This window comes from Bacillus haynesii (assembly GCF_001969855.1).
GTDB classification, from domain to species: Bacteria; Bacillota; Bacilli; order Bacillales; family Bacillaceae; genus Bacillus; species Bacillus haynesii.
Genome location: NZ_MRBL01000018.1, coordinates 54,620 through 71,871 on the forward strand (window position 1 = coordinate 54,620; position 17,252 = coordinate 71,871).

At 46.9% G+C, this 17,252-nt stretch carries 20 protein-coding genes and 1 other annotated feature; of the genes, 3 read left to right on the forward strand and 17 right to left on the reverse strand.

Annotation, left to right across the window (positions count from 1 at the left end):
- The first annotated feature begins 164 nt into the window (after window positions 1-164).
- Window positions 165-566: a hypothetical protein gene (locus BTA31_RS16375; RefSeq protein ID WP_043926603.1), complete on the forward strand. Its 402-nt coding sequence runs from the start codon at window positions 165-167 to the stop codon at window positions 564-566.
- A gap of 16 nt (window positions 567-582) precedes the next feature.
- On the opposite strand, the gene BTA31_RS16380 is transcribed toward BTA31_RS16375, so the two are convergent.
- The 6 genes from BTA31_RS16380 to lrgA form a co-directional block, all read right to left on the reverse strand.
- Window positions 583-846 carry a DUF1294 domain-containing protein gene (locus tag BTA31_RS16380; RefSeq protein WP_076793230.1) on the reverse strand — a complete coding sequence of 88 codons (264 nt, stop codon included), beginning with the start codon at window positions 844-846 and terminating at the stop codon, window positions 583-585.
- 116 nt (window positions 847-962) lie between these two features.
- Window positions 963-1,322, reverse strand: a complete 360-nt coding sequence (gene rplT, locus BTA31_RS16385; protein WP_003184266.1) for a 50S ribosomal protein L20 — start codon at window positions 1,320-1,322, stop codon at window positions 963-965.
- Window positions 1,323-1,354: 32 nt separating this feature from the next.
- Window positions 1,355-1,555, reverse strand: a complete 201-nt coding sequence (gene rpmI, locus BTA31_RS16390; RefSeq protein ID WP_003184267.1) for a 50S ribosomal protein L35 — start codon at window positions 1,553-1,555, stop codon at window positions 1,355-1,357.
- Between the two features lie 17 nt (window positions 1,556-1,572).
- On the reverse strand, window positions 1,573-2,091 hold the full coding sequence (gene infC, locus BTA31_RS16395; RefSeq protein WP_116523372.1) for a translation initiation factor IF-3: 519 nt from the start codon (window positions 2,089-2,091) through the stop codon (window positions 1,573-1,575).
- A 67-nt stretch (window positions 2,092-2,158) separates the two neighbouring features.
- Window positions 2,159-2,291: a sequence feature (ribosomal protein L20 leader region), on the reverse strand.
- Window positions 2,292-2,426: 135 nt separating this feature from the next.
- The gene (gene lrgB, locus BTA31_RS16400) at window positions 2,427-3,110 is read right to left on the reverse strand and encodes an antiholin-like protein LrgB (RefSeq protein WP_043926602.1); all 684 of its coding nucleotides are present in this window, start codon (window positions 3,108-3,110) and stop codon (window positions 2,427-2,429) included.
- A 23-nt stretch (window positions 3,111-3,133) separates the two neighbouring features.
- On the reverse strand, window positions 3,134-3,547 hold the full coding sequence (gene lrgA, locus BTA31_RS16405; protein WP_043926601.1) for an antiholin-like murein hydrolase modulator LrgA: 414 nt from the start codon (window positions 3,545-3,547) through the stop codon (window positions 3,134-3,136).
- Between the two features lie 235 nt (window positions 3,548-3,782).
- Here lrgA and BTA31_RS16410 point away from each other — a divergent pair, with 235 nt between their 5' ends.
- Window positions 3,783-5,339 carry an alkaline phosphatase D family protein gene (locus BTA31_RS16410; RefSeq protein WP_043926600.1) on the forward strand — a complete coding sequence of 519 codons (1,557 nt, stop codon included), beginning with the start codon at window positions 3,783-3,785 and terminating at the stop codon, window positions 5,337-5,339.
- A gap of 53 nt (window positions 5,340-5,392) precedes the next feature.
- Here the strand turns inward: BTA31_RS16410 and BTA31_RS16415 are convergent, their stop codons facing one another.
- The 3 genes from BTA31_RS16415 to BTA31_RS16425 form a co-directional block, all read right to left on the reverse strand.
- Window positions 5,393-6,115, reverse strand: a complete 723-nt coding sequence (locus BTA31_RS16415; RefSeq protein WP_076793199.1) for a LytR/AlgR family response regulator transcription factor — start codon at window positions 6,113-6,115, stop codon at window positions 5,393-5,395.
- Window positions 6,090-7,874 carry a sensor histidine kinase gene (locus BTA31_RS16420; RefSeq protein WP_076793200.1) on the reverse strand — a complete coding sequence of 595 codons (1,785 nt, stop codon included), beginning with the start codon at window positions 7,872-7,874 and terminating at the stop codon, window positions 6,090-6,092. The genes BTA31_RS16415 and BTA31_RS16420 overlap by 26 nt, the downstream gene beginning before the upstream one ends.
- Window positions 7,875-8,034: 160 nt before the next feature.
- The gene (locus BTA31_RS16425) at window positions 8,035-8,262 is read right to left on the reverse strand and encodes a DUF3923 family protein (RefSeq protein ID WP_076793201.1); all 228 of its coding nucleotides are present in this window, start codon (window positions 8,260-8,262) and stop codon (window positions 8,035-8,037) included.
- A 270-nt stretch (window positions 8,263-8,532) separates the two neighbouring features.
- On the opposite strand from BTA31_RS16425, the gene BTA31_RS16430 reads away from it, so the two are divergent.
- The gene (locus BTA31_RS16430) at window positions 8,533-9,345 is read left to right on the forward strand and encodes an HAD family hydrolase (RefSeq protein ID WP_076793202.1); all 813 of its coding nucleotides are present in this window, start codon (window positions 8,533-8,535) and stop codon (window positions 9,343-9,345) included.
- Window positions 9,346-9,376: 31 nt separating this feature from the next.
- Here the strand turns inward: BTA31_RS16430 and thrS are convergent, their stop codons facing one another.
- The 8 genes from thrS to speD form a co-directional block, all read right to left on the reverse strand.
- Window positions 9,377-11,308, reverse strand: a complete 1,932-nt coding sequence (gene thrS / locus BTA31_RS16435) for a threonine--tRNA ligase (protein WP_076793203.1) — start codon at window positions 11,306-11,308, stop codon at window positions 9,377-9,379.
- 344 nt (window positions 11,309-11,652) lie between these two features.
- Window positions 11,653-12,495 carry a putative sporulation protein YtxC gene (gene ytxC / locus BTA31_RS16440; protein WP_043926594.1) on the reverse strand — a complete coding sequence of 281 codons (843 nt, stop codon included), beginning with the start codon at window positions 12,493-12,495 and terminating at the stop codon, window positions 11,653-11,655.
- 77 nt (window positions 12,496-12,572) lie between these two features.
- A complete protein-coding gene (locus BTA31_RS16445; protein ID WP_076793204.1) occupies window positions 12,573-13,205 on the reverse strand; it encodes a TVP38/TMEM64 family protein in 633 nt (210 codons plus the stop codon).
- Window positions 13,206-13,243: 38 nt separating this feature from the next.
- Window positions 13,244-14,176 (reverse strand): primosomal protein DnaI, encoded by a 933-nt coding sequence (gene dnaI / locus BTA31_RS16450; RefSeq protein ID WP_043926592.1) that lies wholly within the window; start codon window positions 14,174-14,176, stop codon window positions 13,244-13,246.
- A gap of 17 nt (window positions 14,177-14,193) precedes the next feature.
- Window positions 14,194-15,618 carry a replicative helicase loading/DNA remodeling protein DnaB gene (gene dnaB / locus BTA31_RS16455; protein WP_043926627.1) on the reverse strand — a complete coding sequence of 475 codons (1,425 nt, stop codon included), beginning with the start codon at window positions 15,616-15,618 and terminating at the stop codon, window positions 14,194-14,196.
- A gap of 116 nt (window positions 15,619-15,734) precedes the next feature.
- Window positions 15,735-16,193 (reverse strand): transcriptional regulator NrdR, encoded by a 459-nt coding sequence (gene nrdR, locus BTA31_RS16460; RefSeq protein WP_043926591.1) that lies wholly within the window; start codon window positions 16,191-16,193, stop codon window positions 15,735-15,737.
- Window positions 16,194-16,209: 16 nt separating this feature from the next.
- The gene (locus BTA31_RS16465) at window positions 16,210-16,602 is read right to left on the reverse strand and encodes a hypothetical protein (RefSeq protein WP_043926590.1); all 393 of its coding nucleotides are present in this window, start codon (window positions 16,600-16,602) and stop codon (window positions 16,210-16,212) included.
- A 182-nt stretch (window positions 16,603-16,784) separates the two neighbouring features.
- Complete coding sequence (gene speD / locus BTA31_RS16475; protein WP_003184296.1) at window positions 16,785-17,171, reverse strand: adenosylmethionine decarboxylase; 387 nt, start codon at window positions 17,169-17,171, stop codon at window positions 16,785-16,787.
- Window positions 17,172-17,252: the final 81 nt, after the last annotated feature.

A 17,252-nucleotide genomic window follows, 5' to 3' on the forward strand; every position in this document is an offset into this window, starting at 1 on the left:
AGCCTCCTTAATTAACCCTCACTTACTATTATACAGAAACATCCCTTTTCAATACGACCAATATCGTTTACAGCTTTTTTGTTAAAAAATGAAACCTTACGGGAACTGGTTCGTATATATTGGGATATACTTAAAATTACTTTCAAGGGAGGTTCTGTTTTAACATGATTGTCATCATATTGAGACTGGCTTTGCTGGCACTTTTGGTATACGTCGTGTACAGGGCCGTTCAATTTTTGGGGAACCCTGACAGAAGGCTGAAATCAGCACAGGCAAAAAAGCACTATTATTTTTTGGACGAACAAAAAAACGCACGCAAAAATCTCAAGCTGACATTTAAAGGCGTGCTTTTCGAAGGAGAAAAACACATTCCTTCAAAAGACCATCCGCTGTTCATCCATACGATTTTTGTATGGACGGAAGCGCCTGAAGAAAAGCTCAGCTTTTTCACCGAGGAAGACTTCGCGGAATTGGAAGAAAACATTAAAGCGCACTATCCCGATTGCAAAATCGACTGGGATTCGAACATTCAGAAATGGAAAAATAAAAAAGCAGAAGAGGAATAAAGCCTCGTCTGCTTTTTTAGTTCATCATATAAAAGCCGGTCAAAACGGCTTGCACGCCCAGCAAAAAAGGAATGCCGAGCCTGAAGGAAAGGTGTTTTGTCTTATGTCTGAACCGCAGCATCCCGAACCAGACGCCTGCGGAGCCGAAAGCTGCCGCAACGAGCCAGATGCGGCGCTCAGACAACCTCCATTTACCTCTGACCGCTTTTTGCTTGTCGGCTTTCATTAAGAAAAAGCCGTATCCGTTTATGAGGATCGTGTATATCCATACGAGAGTCATATTGTTCATTTCCCCTTGTTTCGCGGTTTGGGCGCTTGCGGCGGCCGGCCTCACGAACCGTTTCACATCCTGCTCTAAGTACAAAAGAAAAAGGCCGGAACCCGGCCTTTTTTCAATTATTTATTCAATTGAGCTTTAGCAGCGTCTGCAAGCTGATTGAATGCGTTCAGATCGTTTACAGCAAGGTCAGCAAGCATTTTGCGGTTTACTTCGATACCGGAAAGCTTAAGACCGTGCATCAAACGGCTGTAAGAAAGACCGTTCATGCGTGCTGCAGCATTGATACGAGTGATCCAAAGTTTGCGGAAATCGCGCTTTTTCTGACGACGGTCGCGGAAAGCGTAGTTTCCTGATTTCATAACCTGCTGGTTAGCTACTTTATATAATGTATGTTTTGAACCAAAATAACCTTTTGCTAATTTGAGAACCTTTTTACGACGTTTGCGTGTAACAGTTCCGCCTTTTACTCTTGGCATTAGATTTCCCTCCTAATTATACCTTTTCCGAATTACTTAATGTTGGCAAGCTGCTGCTTGATGCGTTTGAAATCGCCGGCGCTTACGACTGCGCTTTTGCGAAGCTTGCGCTTTTGTTTTTGAGATTTATTTGCGAACAAGTGACTTGTATATGCATGAGAACGTTTCAGTTTCCCGGAACCTGTCTTTTTAAAACGTTTCGCAGATCCGCGGTGAGTTTTCATTTTTGGCATGGATGTTTCCTCCTTAATTACTTTTCAGTTTTAGGCGCGAGCACCAGGAACATGCTGCGGCCGTCCATTTTCGGCTTCGTTTCAACAGTCGCCACTTCCGCGCAGGCTTCTGAAAAACGGTCCAGCACGCGCTGCCCGATTTCTTTATGCGTGATCGCACGGCCTTTAAAGCGGATGGACGCTTTCACTTTGTCCCCTTTTTCCAGGAACTTGATAGCGTTGCGAAGCTTTGTATTGAAGTCGTGTTCTTCAATACCAGGGCTCAGCCGAACTTCTTTTAAGTTAATGATTTTTTGATTTTTGCGTGCTTCTTTTTCCTTTTTCTGCTGCTCGAATCTGTACTTTCCGTAGTCCATGATCCGGCAGACAGGCGGTTTTGCATTCGCTGCAACCAACACAAGGTCAAGATTTGCGCGACCCGCAATTTCCAGTGCTTCCTGGCGGGATTTGATCCCAAGCTGATCGCCATTTTGTCCGATCAAACGAACTTCACGCGCACGGATACCCTCATTAACCAATTGATCTTTGCTAATAATGAGCCACCTCCATAGAATCTTTGAATTGATTTCACAACTCATTTTGACCGTTTCTTTGCATTTCACAGGCAAACAAAAAGTGTGGGCATCGAAACACCCACACTGCGAACATTGCATAGAAAAATAAGTAATGTACGTTTAACCTGCCAACTACAAGAATGTGTCAATCAGGTGAGAAGCGGGTGCTTCTGCTTGTTGATATATATTCAATTCATTATCCATCTTACATAAACAAATCCTGCAAGTCAAGATATAAAATTTATCACAACATTTGCTATTATATCAGGACACATTTGAAATAGCAATGCTATTTTTTTATTTTTCTTTCAGCCCCTCTATCCGCCGATCATTTGGACACATAACGGAACGACGAACACGGTCACGACGCCGACGACGACAACTGCAATACTCGCCATTGCCGCTTCGACTTCCCCCATTTCAATTCCGACAGCGACGCCAAGGGCATGTCCTGATGTTCCGAGCGCCAATCCTTTGGCGATCGGATGCTGCACTTTGAAGATTTTCAAAAGAAGCGCGCCGAGCGCATAGACAATCACTGCGTTAAAGATGACGGCGAAGGCCGTGATATCCTGGATGCCGCCGATTCCTTTTGATAAAGGAAGAGCAATCGCCGTCGTGGCAGCCTGGGGCAGCATGCTTTTCATGACGGCTCCGTCAAGATGGAGCGCGTTTGCGATCAGATAGACGACGGCAACCGAGCAGACAGAGCCTGCAATAATGGCGCCAAGGATTTGCAGCCAATATTTTTTCAAGCTTTTCGCCTGTTTATATAAAGGAATGGCGAACGCAATCGTGGCAGGCTCCAAAAAGAACTTAATGATGTCACCGCCGCTCTTGTAGTCCTCATATGAAAAACCGCCGATTTTTAAAAACGCGATCCCAAGAATCATCGCGACAAACAGAGGCGTGAATAAGAAAAAACCATTTGATTTTTTAAATAAAAACGTGCCGATGCCAAATGCGGCCAGTGAAACGACGATACCGAAATAAGGTGTCATAGCGTAAAGAACCTCCTATTGATTCAAGAAGCTGTTTTTTTGGCTGGTTCAACCCGTGTGTCCTGACGGTTCTTTTTGCCGACAGACAAAATGAACTGTGAAAACAATCCTGTCGCTGCAAGCAGAATGACGGTGGCCAGGAAAATCACGAGGACGATCGGCAATCCGTATTTCTCCATGACGCCGAGCGAATTTATCACTGATATTCCCGACGGAACGAATAAAAAACCGATCAGTGAAGTGAGCGCCGTGCCGAGCGATTCGACTTGTTCAAGCTTCAGCACCTTCGCACACAGCAATGTAAACAACAGCACCAAACCGATGACAGACGGAGGAATCGGGATGGGCAGAATCGCGGCGATTCCGTTTGAAACAAACATCATAACAGCAAAAATAAATGCCTGAGTTAAAAAACCATATTCTTTTTTACCCTTCATTTCGTTCACCTCTTTGGCTGTGTTGGGTTCATTATATAAAAAGAGCCTCCCTAAAAAAGCGTTTTCAAAATAACTTGCCGGATACGGCCCTTCAATTGCAGAAATGGGACGCTGAAATGCAAATCACTCTTCCGGCTTTGCAAATTCTTCACAATTATTTAAATTCCAGAATGTGCTAATGGAGCAAAACAGATCGTATAGTGGTTAATGAGAAATTGATGAGGAGGCCTGACCCATGGACCATTCAAGAGGAGGCCGCTTTGTTCCGGCTGACGAATTCGCATCTTTGGCAAGACGCGGCCTGATGCCTGAAGACGCTTCGATTGCCGCCGGCGCGCCCCGATTTGCAGATTATCCATTCAAACTTGGAGTGGCTTCGGGTGACCCGTATCCCGACGGGTTTGTCATCTGGACGAGGCTTGCCCCTGATCCGCTTGCCGAAGACGGTTTAGGGGGAATGCCCGACAGAGCCGTCCCTGTACAATGGGAAGTAGCTGAAGATGAACATTTTCACAAAGTGGTGAAACGCGGGACGGCCTCTGCGCTCGCTGAGCTCGCCCACTCCGTTCATGTTGAAGTGCACGGTTTAAAGCCGGGAAGCTATTATTGGTACAGGTTTAAAGCGGGCCGGGAAATCAGCCGGACAGGCCGTACAAAAACCGCGCCTTCCCCGCACGCCGACATCAAGGGAATGTCGTTCACCCTCGCCTCGTGCCAAGCTTGGTACCACGGATATTTTACGGCTTACCGGCATATGGCCGAAGACCATCCGGACGTTGTTTTTTTCCTCGGAGACTATATTTACGAATATGCCATTAACGCTAAAAATCTTTTCCGCGATGTGACTTTATCCGCTGCCCATAACGCAAAAACCGTCACGCTCAGCCAGTACAGACTCAGATATTCTCTTTTCAAGACAGATCCGGATCTCCAGGCCATTCATGCGCTGGCTCCCTGGGTTGTGACAATGGATGACCATGAGGTCGAAAACAATTATGCCGGTATCCATTCGCAATACAACACTTCTCCGGACGATTTTCTCCGGCAGCGCGCAGCAGCGTACCAAGCTTTCTACGAAAATATCCCGATCCGCAGCACATCGATTCCAACTGGGCCTGACATGCTGATGTACAGACGGTTCCGCTATGGAAACCTGGCAGAATTCAATGTTCTGGACACCCGGCAGTACCGCAATAATTTTCCGGCAAATGAGGCTGAACGGCTTGAGCCATCCCGTTCCATACTCGGATTTGACCAGGAGCGCTGGCTTTTTCACGGCTTGAGCCGGTCTGACACGGTGTGGAACTTTTTAGTCCAGCAAGTCGTGCTGGCTCAAATCGACCGCGACACAGGCCCTGGAGTTGAGTACAGCACAGACCAGTGGGACGGTTTCCCCGCTTGCCGCGACAGGCTTTTTTCCGCTTACAAGGCATACGGCATCCAAAACCCCGTTGTGCTGACAGGGGACATTCACAGACATGCTGCCGCCGACTTAAAGGCGGACTTCGACGATGTTGGTTCAGCGACAATCGGAACCGAGCTGATCACAACTTCGATATCTTCAGACGCTGACGGCAGTGAAACCGATTCATTGGCGCCGATCTGGCTCGGTAATCCGCATGTCAAACTGTACAATGCGCAGCGCGGCTATGTTCGCTGCCGCTTGACGCCCCGGCAGCTCGAAGCCGACTTTCAGGTTCTTCCTTATATCACACGGCCCGGCGCTCCAGTCTCAACTTATGCCAAGTTCGCCGTTGAAGCGGGACGACCCGGGCTCCAGCGCATGGTTTAGCTAAAAAACGGCGGTGAATGACGAGTCAGTCTTTCACCGCCGCTGATCATTTTTCACACCATATACAGCCGTTTTTTTAGCTCTTTCGCGTATGTACGGCTGACAGGAATCGTGGAGCCGTCTTTCATCAGGAGGTTGTATGTCGAATTGAACCAGGGTTTGACCTCTTTAATATGATCCATATTTGCGAGAAAGCTTCTGTGCACTCTGATCAATGCCGTCTGTGAAAGCTTTTGTTCGAGTACGACTAATGTATCGTGAACCGTGTAGGCCTGATCAAAGGTTTTCACTATGACGTGTCCGTCTTCTAATCCGGCGTATACGATTTCGTCCGGATCGAGCACAACGATCGATTCGTCGATGCTGAGAGCCAGCCTATGGTGAGCCGCAAGCTGCTGTCCCTCCTGATGGCCGGGACGCATCCTTTTATATTTTTGGATCGTTTGTCTGATTCGCTCCTCATCAAACGGCTTTGTCAAATAATCGATCGCATCCACTTCAAATGCTTTCAGCGCATATTCATCATAAGCGGTCGCAAAAACGACAGCCGGAGGAGCCGACATTTTTTTCAGCCGCTTCGCAATGTCAAAACCGTTCTCCCCGGACAAATCGATATCCAAGAAGAGGATATCGGGTTTGTGATCCGCCATTTTGTCAAACGCTTCTTCGATATGTTCAGCCTCATCGATCGCATCCACTTCTTCGGTCTGCTCTAATAAATATCTCAGCTCGTCTCGCGCAAACATTTCATCATCCACGATTAATACCTTGAGCATCTCTGTTCCCCTCTCTTTCTGTGTGAAAAGGAATCTTGAAGGATATCTCTGTTCCTTTATCAGGTTCGCTGGCAAGCTGCAGGGCAGCCTGGTGCCCGAACAAACCGGTGAGCCGCTGATTCACATTGTAAAGCGCCGTCCCATTCCCTTCTTTTGAAGGTGCGGGCGCCTGTCCCAGCTGTCCAAGCATCTCCGGATCAATTCCCCTGCCGTTGTCTGACACTTTCATCAAAACGCCGTCCTGCTCTTTCACAGCGCATACTTTTACCGTGCATATCTTTTGTTTTCTCGAGAATGCATGGCGAAGCGCGTTTTCAACGAGCAGCTGCAAGATAAAAGGAGGGATTTCCATGCTTTCAAGGCCGTCCTCGATATGAAAATCAATATGATACTTGCCCGGGAATCGGGCCTGCTCCAATGATAAATAGGCTTCCAGGTGGTTCAGCTCTTTTGAGAGAGGAATCATCAGCTGCCTTGCTCCCTGCAGATTGGAACGAAAATAAACGCTCAACTGTAAGAGGAGTCTCCGCGTTTTTTCCGGATCTGTCCTGCACAGAGCAGAAATCGTATGGATGGCATTAAATAAAAAGTGCGGATTGACCTGCGCCTGAAGCGCTTTGATTTCGGCATCTTTCAAGAGCTTGCTTTGCAGCTCCGCTTCACCGAGCTCAAGCTGGGTGGAAAAAAGCATGGCAAGCCCTTCGGCGAGTTCTTCCGTCACGCGGTTAAGACCGGACGGGTGCTTAAAATACAGCTTCAGCGTGCCGATCGTTTCGCGATTGGAGAAGAGCGGCAGTACGATCGCCGCCTGCAGCGGACAAGAACGGTGCGTACATTCGATTTCATCGCGCGACTTCACTTTCATGACCTTACCGGTGTGAATGACTTTTTTCGATAAACCGGTAATCAGATTTTTTGAAGGAATATGATGATCGGCTCCTTCTCCGACATGAGCGAGAATGTTCTCTCTGTCCGTAATCGATACGGCATCCGTCCCCGTCATCCGGTGAATAATGAGAGCGGCGCTTTTGCAGGAATCCTCATTCAGTCCCCGGCGGAAAAAAGGAAGCGTCTGATCCGCTATCGAAAATACCTTATGGGTCTGGACGGCCCGCGCCTGTTCCTCTTTGCGGATAATAGACTGAATGATCGATAGAAAAATAAAGCTACCCGTCCCGTTGACAATCATCATCGGAATGCCGATCATCTGAACGAGCGCCAGAGCCTCAGCGTGCGGTTTTGCAAGCACGAGAATCATAAGCATCTGCAGGCCCTCCATACAAATACCCGCAAGAGCGGCTACCCGCGGTGTCACCATCTGGTGCCGTTTCCTGAAAAAGCTGCCGATATAACCTGCGATGACGCCAGCCAGCAGTGAAGAAACCGCACAGCTCAAAGCCGTCGTCCCTCCCAGTGAAAAACGGTGAATGCCTGACAGCAGCCCGACACCTGCTCCGACAAACGGCCCTCCGATCAGTCCGCCGATTTCGACACCGAGAATTCTCGTATTGGCAATCGAGCTTGACGGGTCGATCGCAAAAATCCAATCATTGTTCAAAATCTCGTGTTCCCGGATTTCAATGCCTGTATAGTTGCTGATGATGCTGAACAAGGAAAAAATGAAGATGAGAACTCCCTTTCCCTTATACCCTTCCGGATGCTGAAGGTGCTGACGGAACACCTTCATATGGGCCAACATAAAGCCCAGAATGACGATGATCCCCACTCTCTCCAGCATCATGATCATGAGTTGGATCATGTACTTCCCCTTGCTTTCTTTCTGAATCGGAATCTGCTCTTATTCTATCATACCTCTCATTATTCACACTTTGACACATCATGGCTTTAACATCTTTTTAACAGACAAAGCCACTTCATGAACAAAATAAAAAAGGCAGCAATTGTTTGCCGCCGTTTGCTTATTTGTTACTTCCCATTTTCAAATTAACAATCAGCCACACAACTTGAATCATGAATGGCAATATAAATGCAATCAATAAAACGATAAATGCTATTAATTTAAGTTCAGGTGTTTGAGCAACACCTGCACCATCAACATCTCTCAGCCAAACAACAGCTGCCCCTATTACAAAAATAGCCATCCAAAATATGTTGCAAATCCACCAAAATACCCATCGTTTTTTCACAAAACCATTCCTTCCATTTCTACAACTATATCATTTTGTTACACTGAATCCGCTTCTTCCGCCCGCATATAGGCCAACATCATGATCATAATGGATCTTAGAAATCCCCTTGTTTTCCAAACAATAGAATTTCATTTTATCATATCCGAGAAGCTTTCACACTTTGATACTGCATTACATCACATTCTTAAATTCATTTCTTTCACATCCTTTTGATCTATTGTAAAATAAATGAGAGAATTCTATAAATTAATGGCAGAGGAGAAGATCATGAAAGCCGTATTTTTTGATTTAGACGATACATTGCTCTGGGATGAAAAAAGCGTCAGCACAGCATTTTCCAAAACGTGTCTTAAAGCTGAAGAAAAATACGGAATCCATGCGGAAGAATTTGAAGCCGCCGTCCGCGAAGCAGCGCGAAAGCTTTACACGTCTTATGAAACATATCCATACACCGTCATGATCGGCATCAACCCATTTGAAGGCCTGTGGTCAAACTTCAGCGAGCCGATCAGCGAAGGGTTTCAAAAACTGAACAAAATTGTTCCTGAATACAGAAAAAACGCATGGACAAACGGATTGAAGGCGTTTGGCATCGACGATCCCGCCTTCGGGGAAGAACTCGGCGAATATTTTGCGGCAGTGCGCCGAAAGAGTCCTTTTGTGTATGAAGAAACATTTGCCGTTTTAGATGAGCTAAAAGGAAAAGTAGAACTTCTTTTGCTGACAAACGGCGACCCGAGCCTGCAGAAAGAAAAATTGGCAGGCGTACCGGAACTTGCTCCTTATTTTAATGAAATCGTCATTTCCGGTGCATTCGGAAAAGGAAAGCCTGATCCAAGCATATTTGAACACTGCCTCAGCCTCCTCGGCATGACAAAGGATGACGTCGTGATGGTCGGAGACAACTTGAACACCGACATTCTCGGGGCTTCCAGAGCAGGCATTCAAACCGTCTGGGTCAACCGCAAAGGCAAAAAGAATGAAACTGACGTTACACCTGATCACGAAATCAGCCATTTAAGCGAACTGTTCGATATCCTCCGCGGAAAAGCAGCGGACAAGCTAAGCAAAAAAGCATGATTCCCGAGCGGGAATCATGCTTTTTTCTTGTTTATTTCTTTGCTTCAGCAACGGCTTTTTTAATGAAGTCTGCAATTGCAACCGTTTCTGATTTTTGCTCTCCGTATTTGCGGACGTTGACGGCTTCGTTTTCAACTTCCTGGTCACCGACGACAAGCATGTACGGGATTTTTTGCATCTGTGCTTCACGGATTTTATAGCCGATTTTCTCGTCGCGCGTATCGACTTCAACGCGAAGCCCTTCACGCTGCAGGCGATCTTGAACTTTTTTGGCATAGTCAAGATGCACGGACGGCGATACAGGGATGACTTGGAACTGAACAGGGGCAAGCCATGTCGGCAATGCGCCTTTATGCTCCTCAATTAAGAAAGCGACAAAGCGTTCCATTGTCGATACGACACCTCTGTGAATGACGACCGGACGATGAGGTTTTCCGTCTTCACCGACATATGTCAAGTCAAATTTTTCAGGAAGAAGGAAGTCCAGCTGTACGGTTGACAGTGTTTCCTCTTTGCCGATTGCAGTTTTGACTTGAACGTCAAGCTTCGGTCCGTAGAACGCCGCTTCCCCTTCAGCTTCGTAATAATCATGGCCGATCTCGTCCATCGCTTCCTTCAGCATCGATTGCGCTTTGTTCCACATTTCATCGTCATCGTAATATTTCTCTGTATCTTCAGGGTCGCGGTAGGACAAGCGGAATGAATACTCTTCCAGTCCGAAGTCTTCGTATACATCCTGAATCAGGCGGACAGTTCGAATGAACTCGTCTTTGATTTGATCTGGACGGACGAAAATGTGAGCATCATTCAGGGTCATTCCGCGAACACGCTGCAGACCTGAAAGAGCGCCTGACATTTCATAGCGGTGCATCGTTCCGAGCTCGGCGATCCGGATCGGCAGTTCACGGTAGCTGTGAATGTCGTTTTTATAAATCATCATATGGTGCGGACAGTTCATCGGACGAAGCACAAGTGTTTCATTGTCCATCTCCATCGGCGGGAACATACCGTCTTGATAATGATCCCAATGGCCTGATGTTTCATACAGGTCTTTGCTGCCGAGGACAGGGGTATACACGTGCTCATAGCCAAGCGCAAGCTCTTTGTCAACGATATAGCGCTCAATGACGCGTCTGATGGTCGCACCCTTTGGCAGCCAAAGCGGCAGACCCTGACCGACTTTTTGCGAATTGGCGAACAGCTTCAGTTCTTTGCCGAGCTTTCTGTGGTCGCGTTCTTTTGCTTCCTCAAGGAGGTGAAGATGCTCTTCAAGCTCCGCTTTTTTGAAGAAAGCCGTACCGTAAATGCGCTGGAGCATCTTGTTGTTGCTGTCTCCGCGCCAGTATGCCCCCGCAAGGCTCAGCAGCTTGAACTCTTTGATTTTGCCTGTCGAAGGAACGTGAACACCGCGGCATAGATCGAAGAATTCGCCTTGCTCATAAATCGATACCGTTTCGCCTTCCGGAATCGCATCAAGCAGTTCCAATTTTAAATCATCGCCGATTTCGGCAAACCGGGCTCTGGCTTCCTCACGGCTGACTTCTTTTCTTACGATCGGCAGATTTTCCCCGACGATTTTTTTCATTTCCTTCTCAATCTTCGGAAGATCTTCCGGAGTCAGCGCTTCTTCCAGATCCACATCATAGTAGAAGCCGTTTTCGATGACCGGACCCACGCCGAGCTTCACGTTTTTATACAATCGCTTGATCGCCTGGGCCATTAAGTGTGCAGTACTGTGGCGCATGATTTCAAGCGCTTCTTCGCTGCCTTCTGTAATGATTTCGATGGCGCCGTCCTCAAGGATCGGTGCACGCAGATCGATTTCTTTGCTGTTTAATTTCCCCGCCAGCGCTTTTTTCTTTAAGCCGGGACTGATTGATGCCGCGATATCTTCTGTTGTCGTCGCTTTTGCAAACTCCTTAACCGCTCCGTCAGGAAATTTGATTTTTACCATATCTGACATCCTAGTCACTCCTTTTTTTTACAAAATAAAAAATCCCCGTCCCCCTAAGAAAGGGACGAGGATTAATAAACGGAATTCGTGGTTCCACCCTTTTTCCCGAAAAGCGCAAAAAACCCGTCACGCTCTCGGCTTTCGGTTCTGTAACGGGAAGTCCCGTCAGTCATTACTAGACAAACTGCCGTTCACAACTGATGTTCAAAGGCGGTAAAAAAATGATCCTTGGCATAAGAGACTTTCAGCCCTGGTCTCCCTCTCTGTCAAACCGGTGTTCATCTTTCCATGTCCTTATCAATACATGATATCTTTAAGTTTATATCGTATTATAAATCGTTTTTCACGCAAAATCAAGAATGCTCTTCCAAAATGTTTTCCCGCGGATGAAAGGCGTCAAGCGAAAGAATCCGCACGCGCTCCTGAAAAATATTTTGAATGGTCTGAACCATGGCGTGTTCCCGGTCTTCCGTATAGAGGTCTATTTTTTCCGGCGCAATTGATACGAGCGGAGCCAGGAGATGGGAATCAATATACATTGGGTGTTCTCTTACGAACCGCCTGTCTATGTATTTTTTTTGTTCCCGTTCAGAAATATACTTTAATTCCCACAATACAAAATAACCGTCGTGCACAATGTGGACATGGTCAAGCATCGGCTCTTTCGACATGACGTAGTCTCTCAGCGATTGAATGAATGTCTGGTATTCCTGCTCCATTTTATACTCGTCGATCGCCGCCTCCACATAAGACCTGAGGCGTTCATAATACTTCCCGAGACGAAACGTCATAAAGGACCGAATGGAAAAGACGTTTTCCTCAAGACAGATCGTTTGGAGCTCCTGAATGATGTAATGTTCGCGAGGGGTGTCGTCCTTGTTGAGAGGAAGCCCTTCAAGTTCGCCCTCCATAATGCTGTGGGCCAATTGAAGAATCTGCTGCTGTTCATCCCGGTCCAAAAAGTAATAATCGCCTTCAATGACCGAAAGCATGTATTCGTCTTCTTTGCATTCTGTAAAGAATCTCGTCAGAACCGGCTCAATATAGGCCTGAATACTGACAGAGGAATGGGTCTTTTCAATTCCGATCTTCCCTGGCGCTTCGTGAATCTTGATATGCCTGTTCGCATCCGCATTGCGAAGGAGATGCAAAAACGCGGCTGTATCATAATCATCTTCAAATGTAATTTCAAGCATGTTTGTCCCCCCTAACAACATCTGATACATGTATATGGGGGTGACAAATAAAATAGACGTAAAAAAAGGATGAGCCCTTAATCGAGGAGCGCCTGCACTTTTTTTCTGAACAAAAGAGGCACGGTAATGAATATCAAGTAAATTGCGGCTGTAACCGCAATCGCTATGATGTCGCCGGTCAAGAGGCTTGACCCGAGCACATTTAAAATAATGGTGCCCGGAATGATACCCGCGGCCGTCGCCAGGGCAAACGACAGAGGCTTCACTTTGGAAACGCCTGCCGCATAGCTGACCGCGTCAAAATGTATCGGCGCCAGCCTCAAGAGCAGAATGCAGAAAAAGCCGTTTTTCCGCAAAAGCGCCCGCAGGCTGTCAAGCTTCAGCGGCATGTGCTGAAAGTTTCCGCCGAGCCTGTATGCAACAGCGAATGATAAAAACGCACCGCCTGCCGCACCGATAAAAGAATACAAAGAGCCAAACAGCGGACCGAATGCTAGGCCGCCGCTGACGGCGAAAACGGAAGCAGGAAGCAGTAAAAACGGCCGGATCATCAATAATCCGATATAGATCAGCGGGGCGAAAATCCCGAAGGATAAGACGCCTTCTCTTATATGAGCGGGGCTCAGATTCAGGTATTTCGCATTCAGCCATAGTCCGGCCGCCGCGATTACGGCGATAGCCGCCCATTTGGCCAAGGTTCTTTTTCGCATCTTCTTCATCTCCGTGATTGAAGCTCGGGGTCATGTGATTACTGACGCCGGTTTTTCCCGTCCAGCCGGACAGGCGTCGCTAAATACAGCACCCTTTCCATCAGCCTTGCCGCTTTTACTTCTTCTTTTTCGCCCCTTTGCGAATAGGTGAAATGGTGTTTCAGTTCATCAGGGTCAAAGTTTGAAGAGAAAAACGTCGGCAGCTGCTGGGACATTCTGTGCTGAAGGATGGCGCCGAGCACCTCATCCCTCACCCAGCTTGACATGGATTCCGCACCGATATCATCGAGCATCAGAATCGGCGTAGACTTGACCATATCAAGCTTCTCCTCAAGCGACTGATCATGTATCGCATTTTTCAGTTCCCTGACAAATTCAGGGACATAGACGAGAATGGATGGATGATCCTTTGCGGCAAGCTCATTGGCAATGGCGGCCAGCATAAAGGTCTTTCCGACCCCGAACTTCCCGTAGACGTAAATGCCTTTTCCCTTTCCCGTTTCGTTATAGTCATGCAAGAATCCCGTCACAAGCTGAAGGACCTTCAATCTGCTCGGGTCATCTCCGTCAATATCGGCAAACGTAGCATCCAAGAGATCCTGTTGAATATAGATGCTTTTAATCAGCGACCGCTGTCTTTCCCTCTCGTCCGCTTTCTTTTTTTCCGGACACTTATCATATTGAACATCGATCGTTTTTCCGTTCAGCACAAGCTTTGGATGATAACCTTGAATCAGGTTTTTGCATTCATTCAGACTCGGGCAGTCTTGGCATGCTTTGCTTTGCTGTGTAAATTCATAAAGCTTGTTTAGGCTCCTGTCGATCATCCCTTGATCCACTTCTGACTGACGGCTGTTTAAAAACTCCTGAACGTCCTTGTCAGAGAGCACTTTTTCTTTCATATCTTCAAGGCGTTTTTGAAAATCGGGTCTCGTCGTCACGCCTTGTAAAGCGCGTTTAATCGGCTCCATCATCTTGTCACCTCACATTAAAGAGCGGAATGGTTTTTCAGTTTTTTTACTTCTTCGAGCAGCTTCTGTTTCTGCTGGTCAAAGCCTTCTCTATTTGCAGAACCTGCCGGCTCTGTTTCCAGCGGTTTGCTGTCAGCTTCATCACTTTCCCGAAGCCAATCAGGCAGCTTTTCTTCCCTGATGACTTTCTTGTTCCGGGAAGGTTTTTTCTTCCCTTCCGCCCATTCAAGATATTGACGGTTTTCTTCTTTCGCAAGCTTCATGGCCTCTCTAACCGTGCGAACGTTTTTTCTGGCCCAGTGAGAAGCGATTTTTTGGGTGTAATTTTTCGAAAGCTTCATATCGGTTTTCAGCATGACATAATAAATCAGAACATTGATGACGCCGGGCTCTAATTTTTGGTCAAGCATCATTTCTTCTATAATTTTCAGATCGGCTTTGGATGGTTCCGCTCCGCCGCCGATATCCTGCAGCAGCTTTCTTGGCGATACCTGCTCAAGCAAAGCGATCAAATTGTCTTCCTTGGCATTTGTTGAGGCCTGTTGATTCGGCTGTTCGCGGAGATTCATCGGCTGCACTTTGTCGACGAGTTCCGGAAGCGGGCCGCTGCGCTCGATCTGATACCAGTCGCTCGCCGCTTTTCTGAGCGCTTCTGTCGTAATCGTATCGTGTTCGTCAACGGCTGACATGACGACGTTTTGCATCTGAAGCGGTTCGATACCGTAAACAAAGGCCAATTTTTTAATCGTTTCCTTCACTTGATCTGTCAGCGCTTTTCTCGGGATAAGCGTGTCAGATAAACCGGCGAGAAACAGTTGAAAGTCAAAGGCGTCGTCTGTAACTGCTGCCGGTTTGCTGGTCCCTTCTTTCATCCATTCATGATCTTCGCGAAGCTCCATCGCTTCGATCATATCGTCAGACATCTTCCATTCGCTCGGCTGGACAGATGCAAAAACTTCGTTGAAAGAACGGGTGATATCCTGTGCTTCTTCAGGGACAGACGGGTGGGAGAAGTATTCTTTCAGCTGCTGAAACCTCGCTTTTCCGACACGGTTGTACAAGAAGACATTCAGCATGCCGTCCTGAAAGAACTCGTCCGGTCTGAGCGGCGGAATCAATTCATATATAAACAAACGTTCGTGTTCCGTTTCTTTCATATAAGTTTTCAACAGTCCGATCCCCTCAAGCTTTTCCTTTTCTGAGTGAATCGTCTTCAGGTTGGTCTGCATCGCCGCCATCAGCTGTCTGTGAGTCGAGCTTTTTCCCCAGACTCTGTTTTGCTCCAGCTCTCCCCACAGCGTGAGAAACAAGCTGAACGAAAAAGAGCCGATTAAAGGCTGATACAATAGCGTGACAATTTGCCGGTCCAAGTCCTGCAGCAATCCGTAGCTTTTGACAACGTACGGATCGACAGGAAGCAAATCTTTCCAATAATTACTCATATCTTTTGTCAACCTTCCACTTTGTTTCTTGTCCTCATTTTACACCTTTTTCAGGCCTTCATGTCACACGACTGTGTTTTTATCATGAGAAAAGAGCTGGATCAATTGACAGCTCTTTACCGTTCCTTCTTTATTAAGTCTTTCAGCTCGTCGATAAATACGTTAATATCTTTAAATTGGCGGTATACTGAAGCAAACCGGACATATGCGACTTCGTCGATTTTTGCAAGCCTGTCCATCACCATTTCTCCGATCATGTCGCTTTTCACTTCAGCAACGCCTTGATTTCTAAGCTCTTTTTCAATTTCAAAGCAAATATCCTCAAGCTGCTTTAAGGCGACAGGGCGCTTTTCGCACGCTTTGATCAAGCCGCGGAGCATCTTCTCTCGGCTAAATTCTTCCCGGATCCCTTCTTTTTTTACGACGATGAGCGGAATTTCTTCCACTTTTTCAAATGTAGTAAATCGATAATTGCACGATTCGCATTCGCGTCTTCTGCGAATCGATCTGCTTTCGTCAACGGGACGGGAGTCCAAAACCCTCGTCCCGTTATGCTGACATGCTGGACATTTCATTTTTTCAGCTCCCTATTCAATTGTTTGAATGTACAGATTCCTGCAGCTTTCCGTCCAGTTCGCTGTATAGCGTCGAGACAAGCCCGCGGCTGTAGCCAAAATCGGTCGGCAAAAACGTTTCCGTTGACACATTAAAATCCACTGCTGTATCAAAAGGGCGAATCGAAACGACTGTCGCCACCACAAAAGCTTTTCTCGTTTTTTTAACCTCGGCGCTGATTTCTCCTCTTTCTTCCGACACCGATGTCACCTTGCAGCCTTCAAGCCCTTCCAGCACTTCCTTTACAGCATTGAGCGCTTCTTTTGACGCCGCTTTATAGTAGCGGCTCTTCAGCTCGTCCGAAGGATGGCGGTCAGACGTTTCGGCGTGTGTAGAAAAAAACCGTTGAATGTTTTGAAAAAGACTCATATCCCCTGTCCCCTTTGTCTTTCTTCTCTATATTTTATTAAAAAAATGGTTGATTTCCAAGGGAAAACAAATTAGGGCAAGAGAATGCCGGGGAATATGTTTCGGGGATTGTCGCGGGAGGAAAGAAAAAGGAGCGGATTTTAAAAGCGGTGTCCGCTTTTCATCCAGCTCCTCTATCGGCATTAAAGTGCCTGTGCTTTGGCTTTGGCCTGTTTCACCTGAACAGGTCCCATGCCTCTCGGTATTTCAATGTTCTCTCTTGTTTCCGCTCTTAACTCTTCTGCGATATAATCGGCAGCTACGTTCGGATCTAAATCTCCGCAAGTATAAACATCAATGCTGGCATATCCGTGTTCAGGAAAACTGTGAATGGTCAAGTGAGATTCAGAAATAATCACGACCCCGCTTACACCTTGAGGTGCAAACTTATGAAAGGCTACCTCACGTACCTCAGCACCTGACTTCAGTGCCGCATTTACAAACGTTTTTTCAATAAAATCCATGTCATTCAGCTTATCAAAATCGCATCCCCACAGTTCGGAGATAACGTGACGCCCCATTGTTTCCATAGCATGGACCCCCCTTAACAAGAATTAAAAAAGTGAATTTCCAAGCAACTGAACCGGTCAATTACCACGGGGGAAAGTTAG

Bases quoted from the DNA above. Each gene is read 5' to 3' on its own strand.
- thrS (WP_076793203.1), bottom strand. From the start codon at position 11,308: ATGTCAGATATGGTAAAAATCAAATTTCCTGACGGAGCGGTTAAGGAG.
- nrdR (WP_043926591.1), bottom strand. From the start codon at position 16,193: ATGAAATGTCCAGCATGTCAGCATAACGGGACGAGGGTTTTGGACTCC.
- BTA31_RS16410 (WP_043926600.1), top strand. From the start codon at position 3,783: ATGGACCATTCAAGAGGAGGCCGCTTTGTTCCGGCTGACGAATTCGCA.
- BTA31_RS16415 (WP_076793199.1), bottom strand. From the start codon at position 6,115: ATGCTCAAGGTATTAATCGTGGATGATGAAATGTTTGCGCGAGACGAG.
- dnaI (WP_043926592.1), bottom strand. From the start codon at position 14,176: ATGGAGCCGATTAAACGCGCTTTACAAGGCGTGACGACGAGACCCGAT.
- BTA31_RS16420 (WP_076793200.1), bottom strand. From the start codon at position 7,874: ATGATCCAACTCATGATCATGATGCTGGAGAGAGTGGGGATCATCGTC.
- lrgB (WP_043926602.1), bottom strand. From the start codon at position 3,110: ATGACACCTTATTTCGGTATCGTCGTTTCACTGGCCGCATTTGGCATC.
- speD (WP_003184296.1), bottom strand. From the start codon at position 17,171: ATGGAAACAATGGGGCGTCACGTTATCTCCGAACTGTGGGGATGCGAT.
- lrgA (WP_043926601.1), bottom strand. From the start codon at position 3,547: ATGAAGGGTAAAAAAGAATATGGTTTTTTAACTCAGGCATTTATTTTT.
- BTA31_RS16380 (WP_076793230.1), bottom strand. From the start codon at position 846: ATGACTCTCGTATGGATATACACGATCCTCATAAACGGATACGGCTTT.
- BTA31_RS16375 (WP_043926603.1), top strand. From the start codon at position 165: ATGATTGTCATCATATTGAGACTGGCTTTGCTGGCACTTTTGGTATAC.
- BTA31_RS16445 (WP_076793204.1), bottom strand. From the start codon at position 13,205: ATGCGAAAAAGAACCTTGGCCAAATGGGCGGCTATCGCCGTAATCGCG.
- ytxC (WP_043926594.1), bottom strand. From the start codon at position 12,495: ATGCTTGAAATTACATTTGAAGATGATTATGATACAGCCGCGTTTTTG.
- BTA31_RS16465 (WP_043926590.1), bottom strand. From the start codon at position 16,602: ATGAGTCTTTTTCAAAACATTCAACGGTTTTTTTCTACACACGCCGAA.
- rpmI (WP_003184267.1), bottom strand. From the start codon at position 1,555: ATGCCAAAAATGAAAACTCACCGCGGATCTGCGAAACGTTTTAAAAAG.
- rplT (WP_003184266.1), bottom strand. From the start codon at position 1,322: ATGCCAAGAGTAAAAGGCGGAACTGTTACACGCAAACGTCGTAAAAAG.
- BTA31_RS16430 (WP_076793202.1), top strand. From the start codon at position 8,533: ATGAAAGCCGTATTTTTTGATTTAGACGATACATTGCTCTGGGATGAA.
- dnaB (WP_043926627.1), bottom strand. From the start codon at position 15,618: ATGAGTAATTATTGGAAAGATTTGCTTCCTGTCGATCCGTACGTTGTC.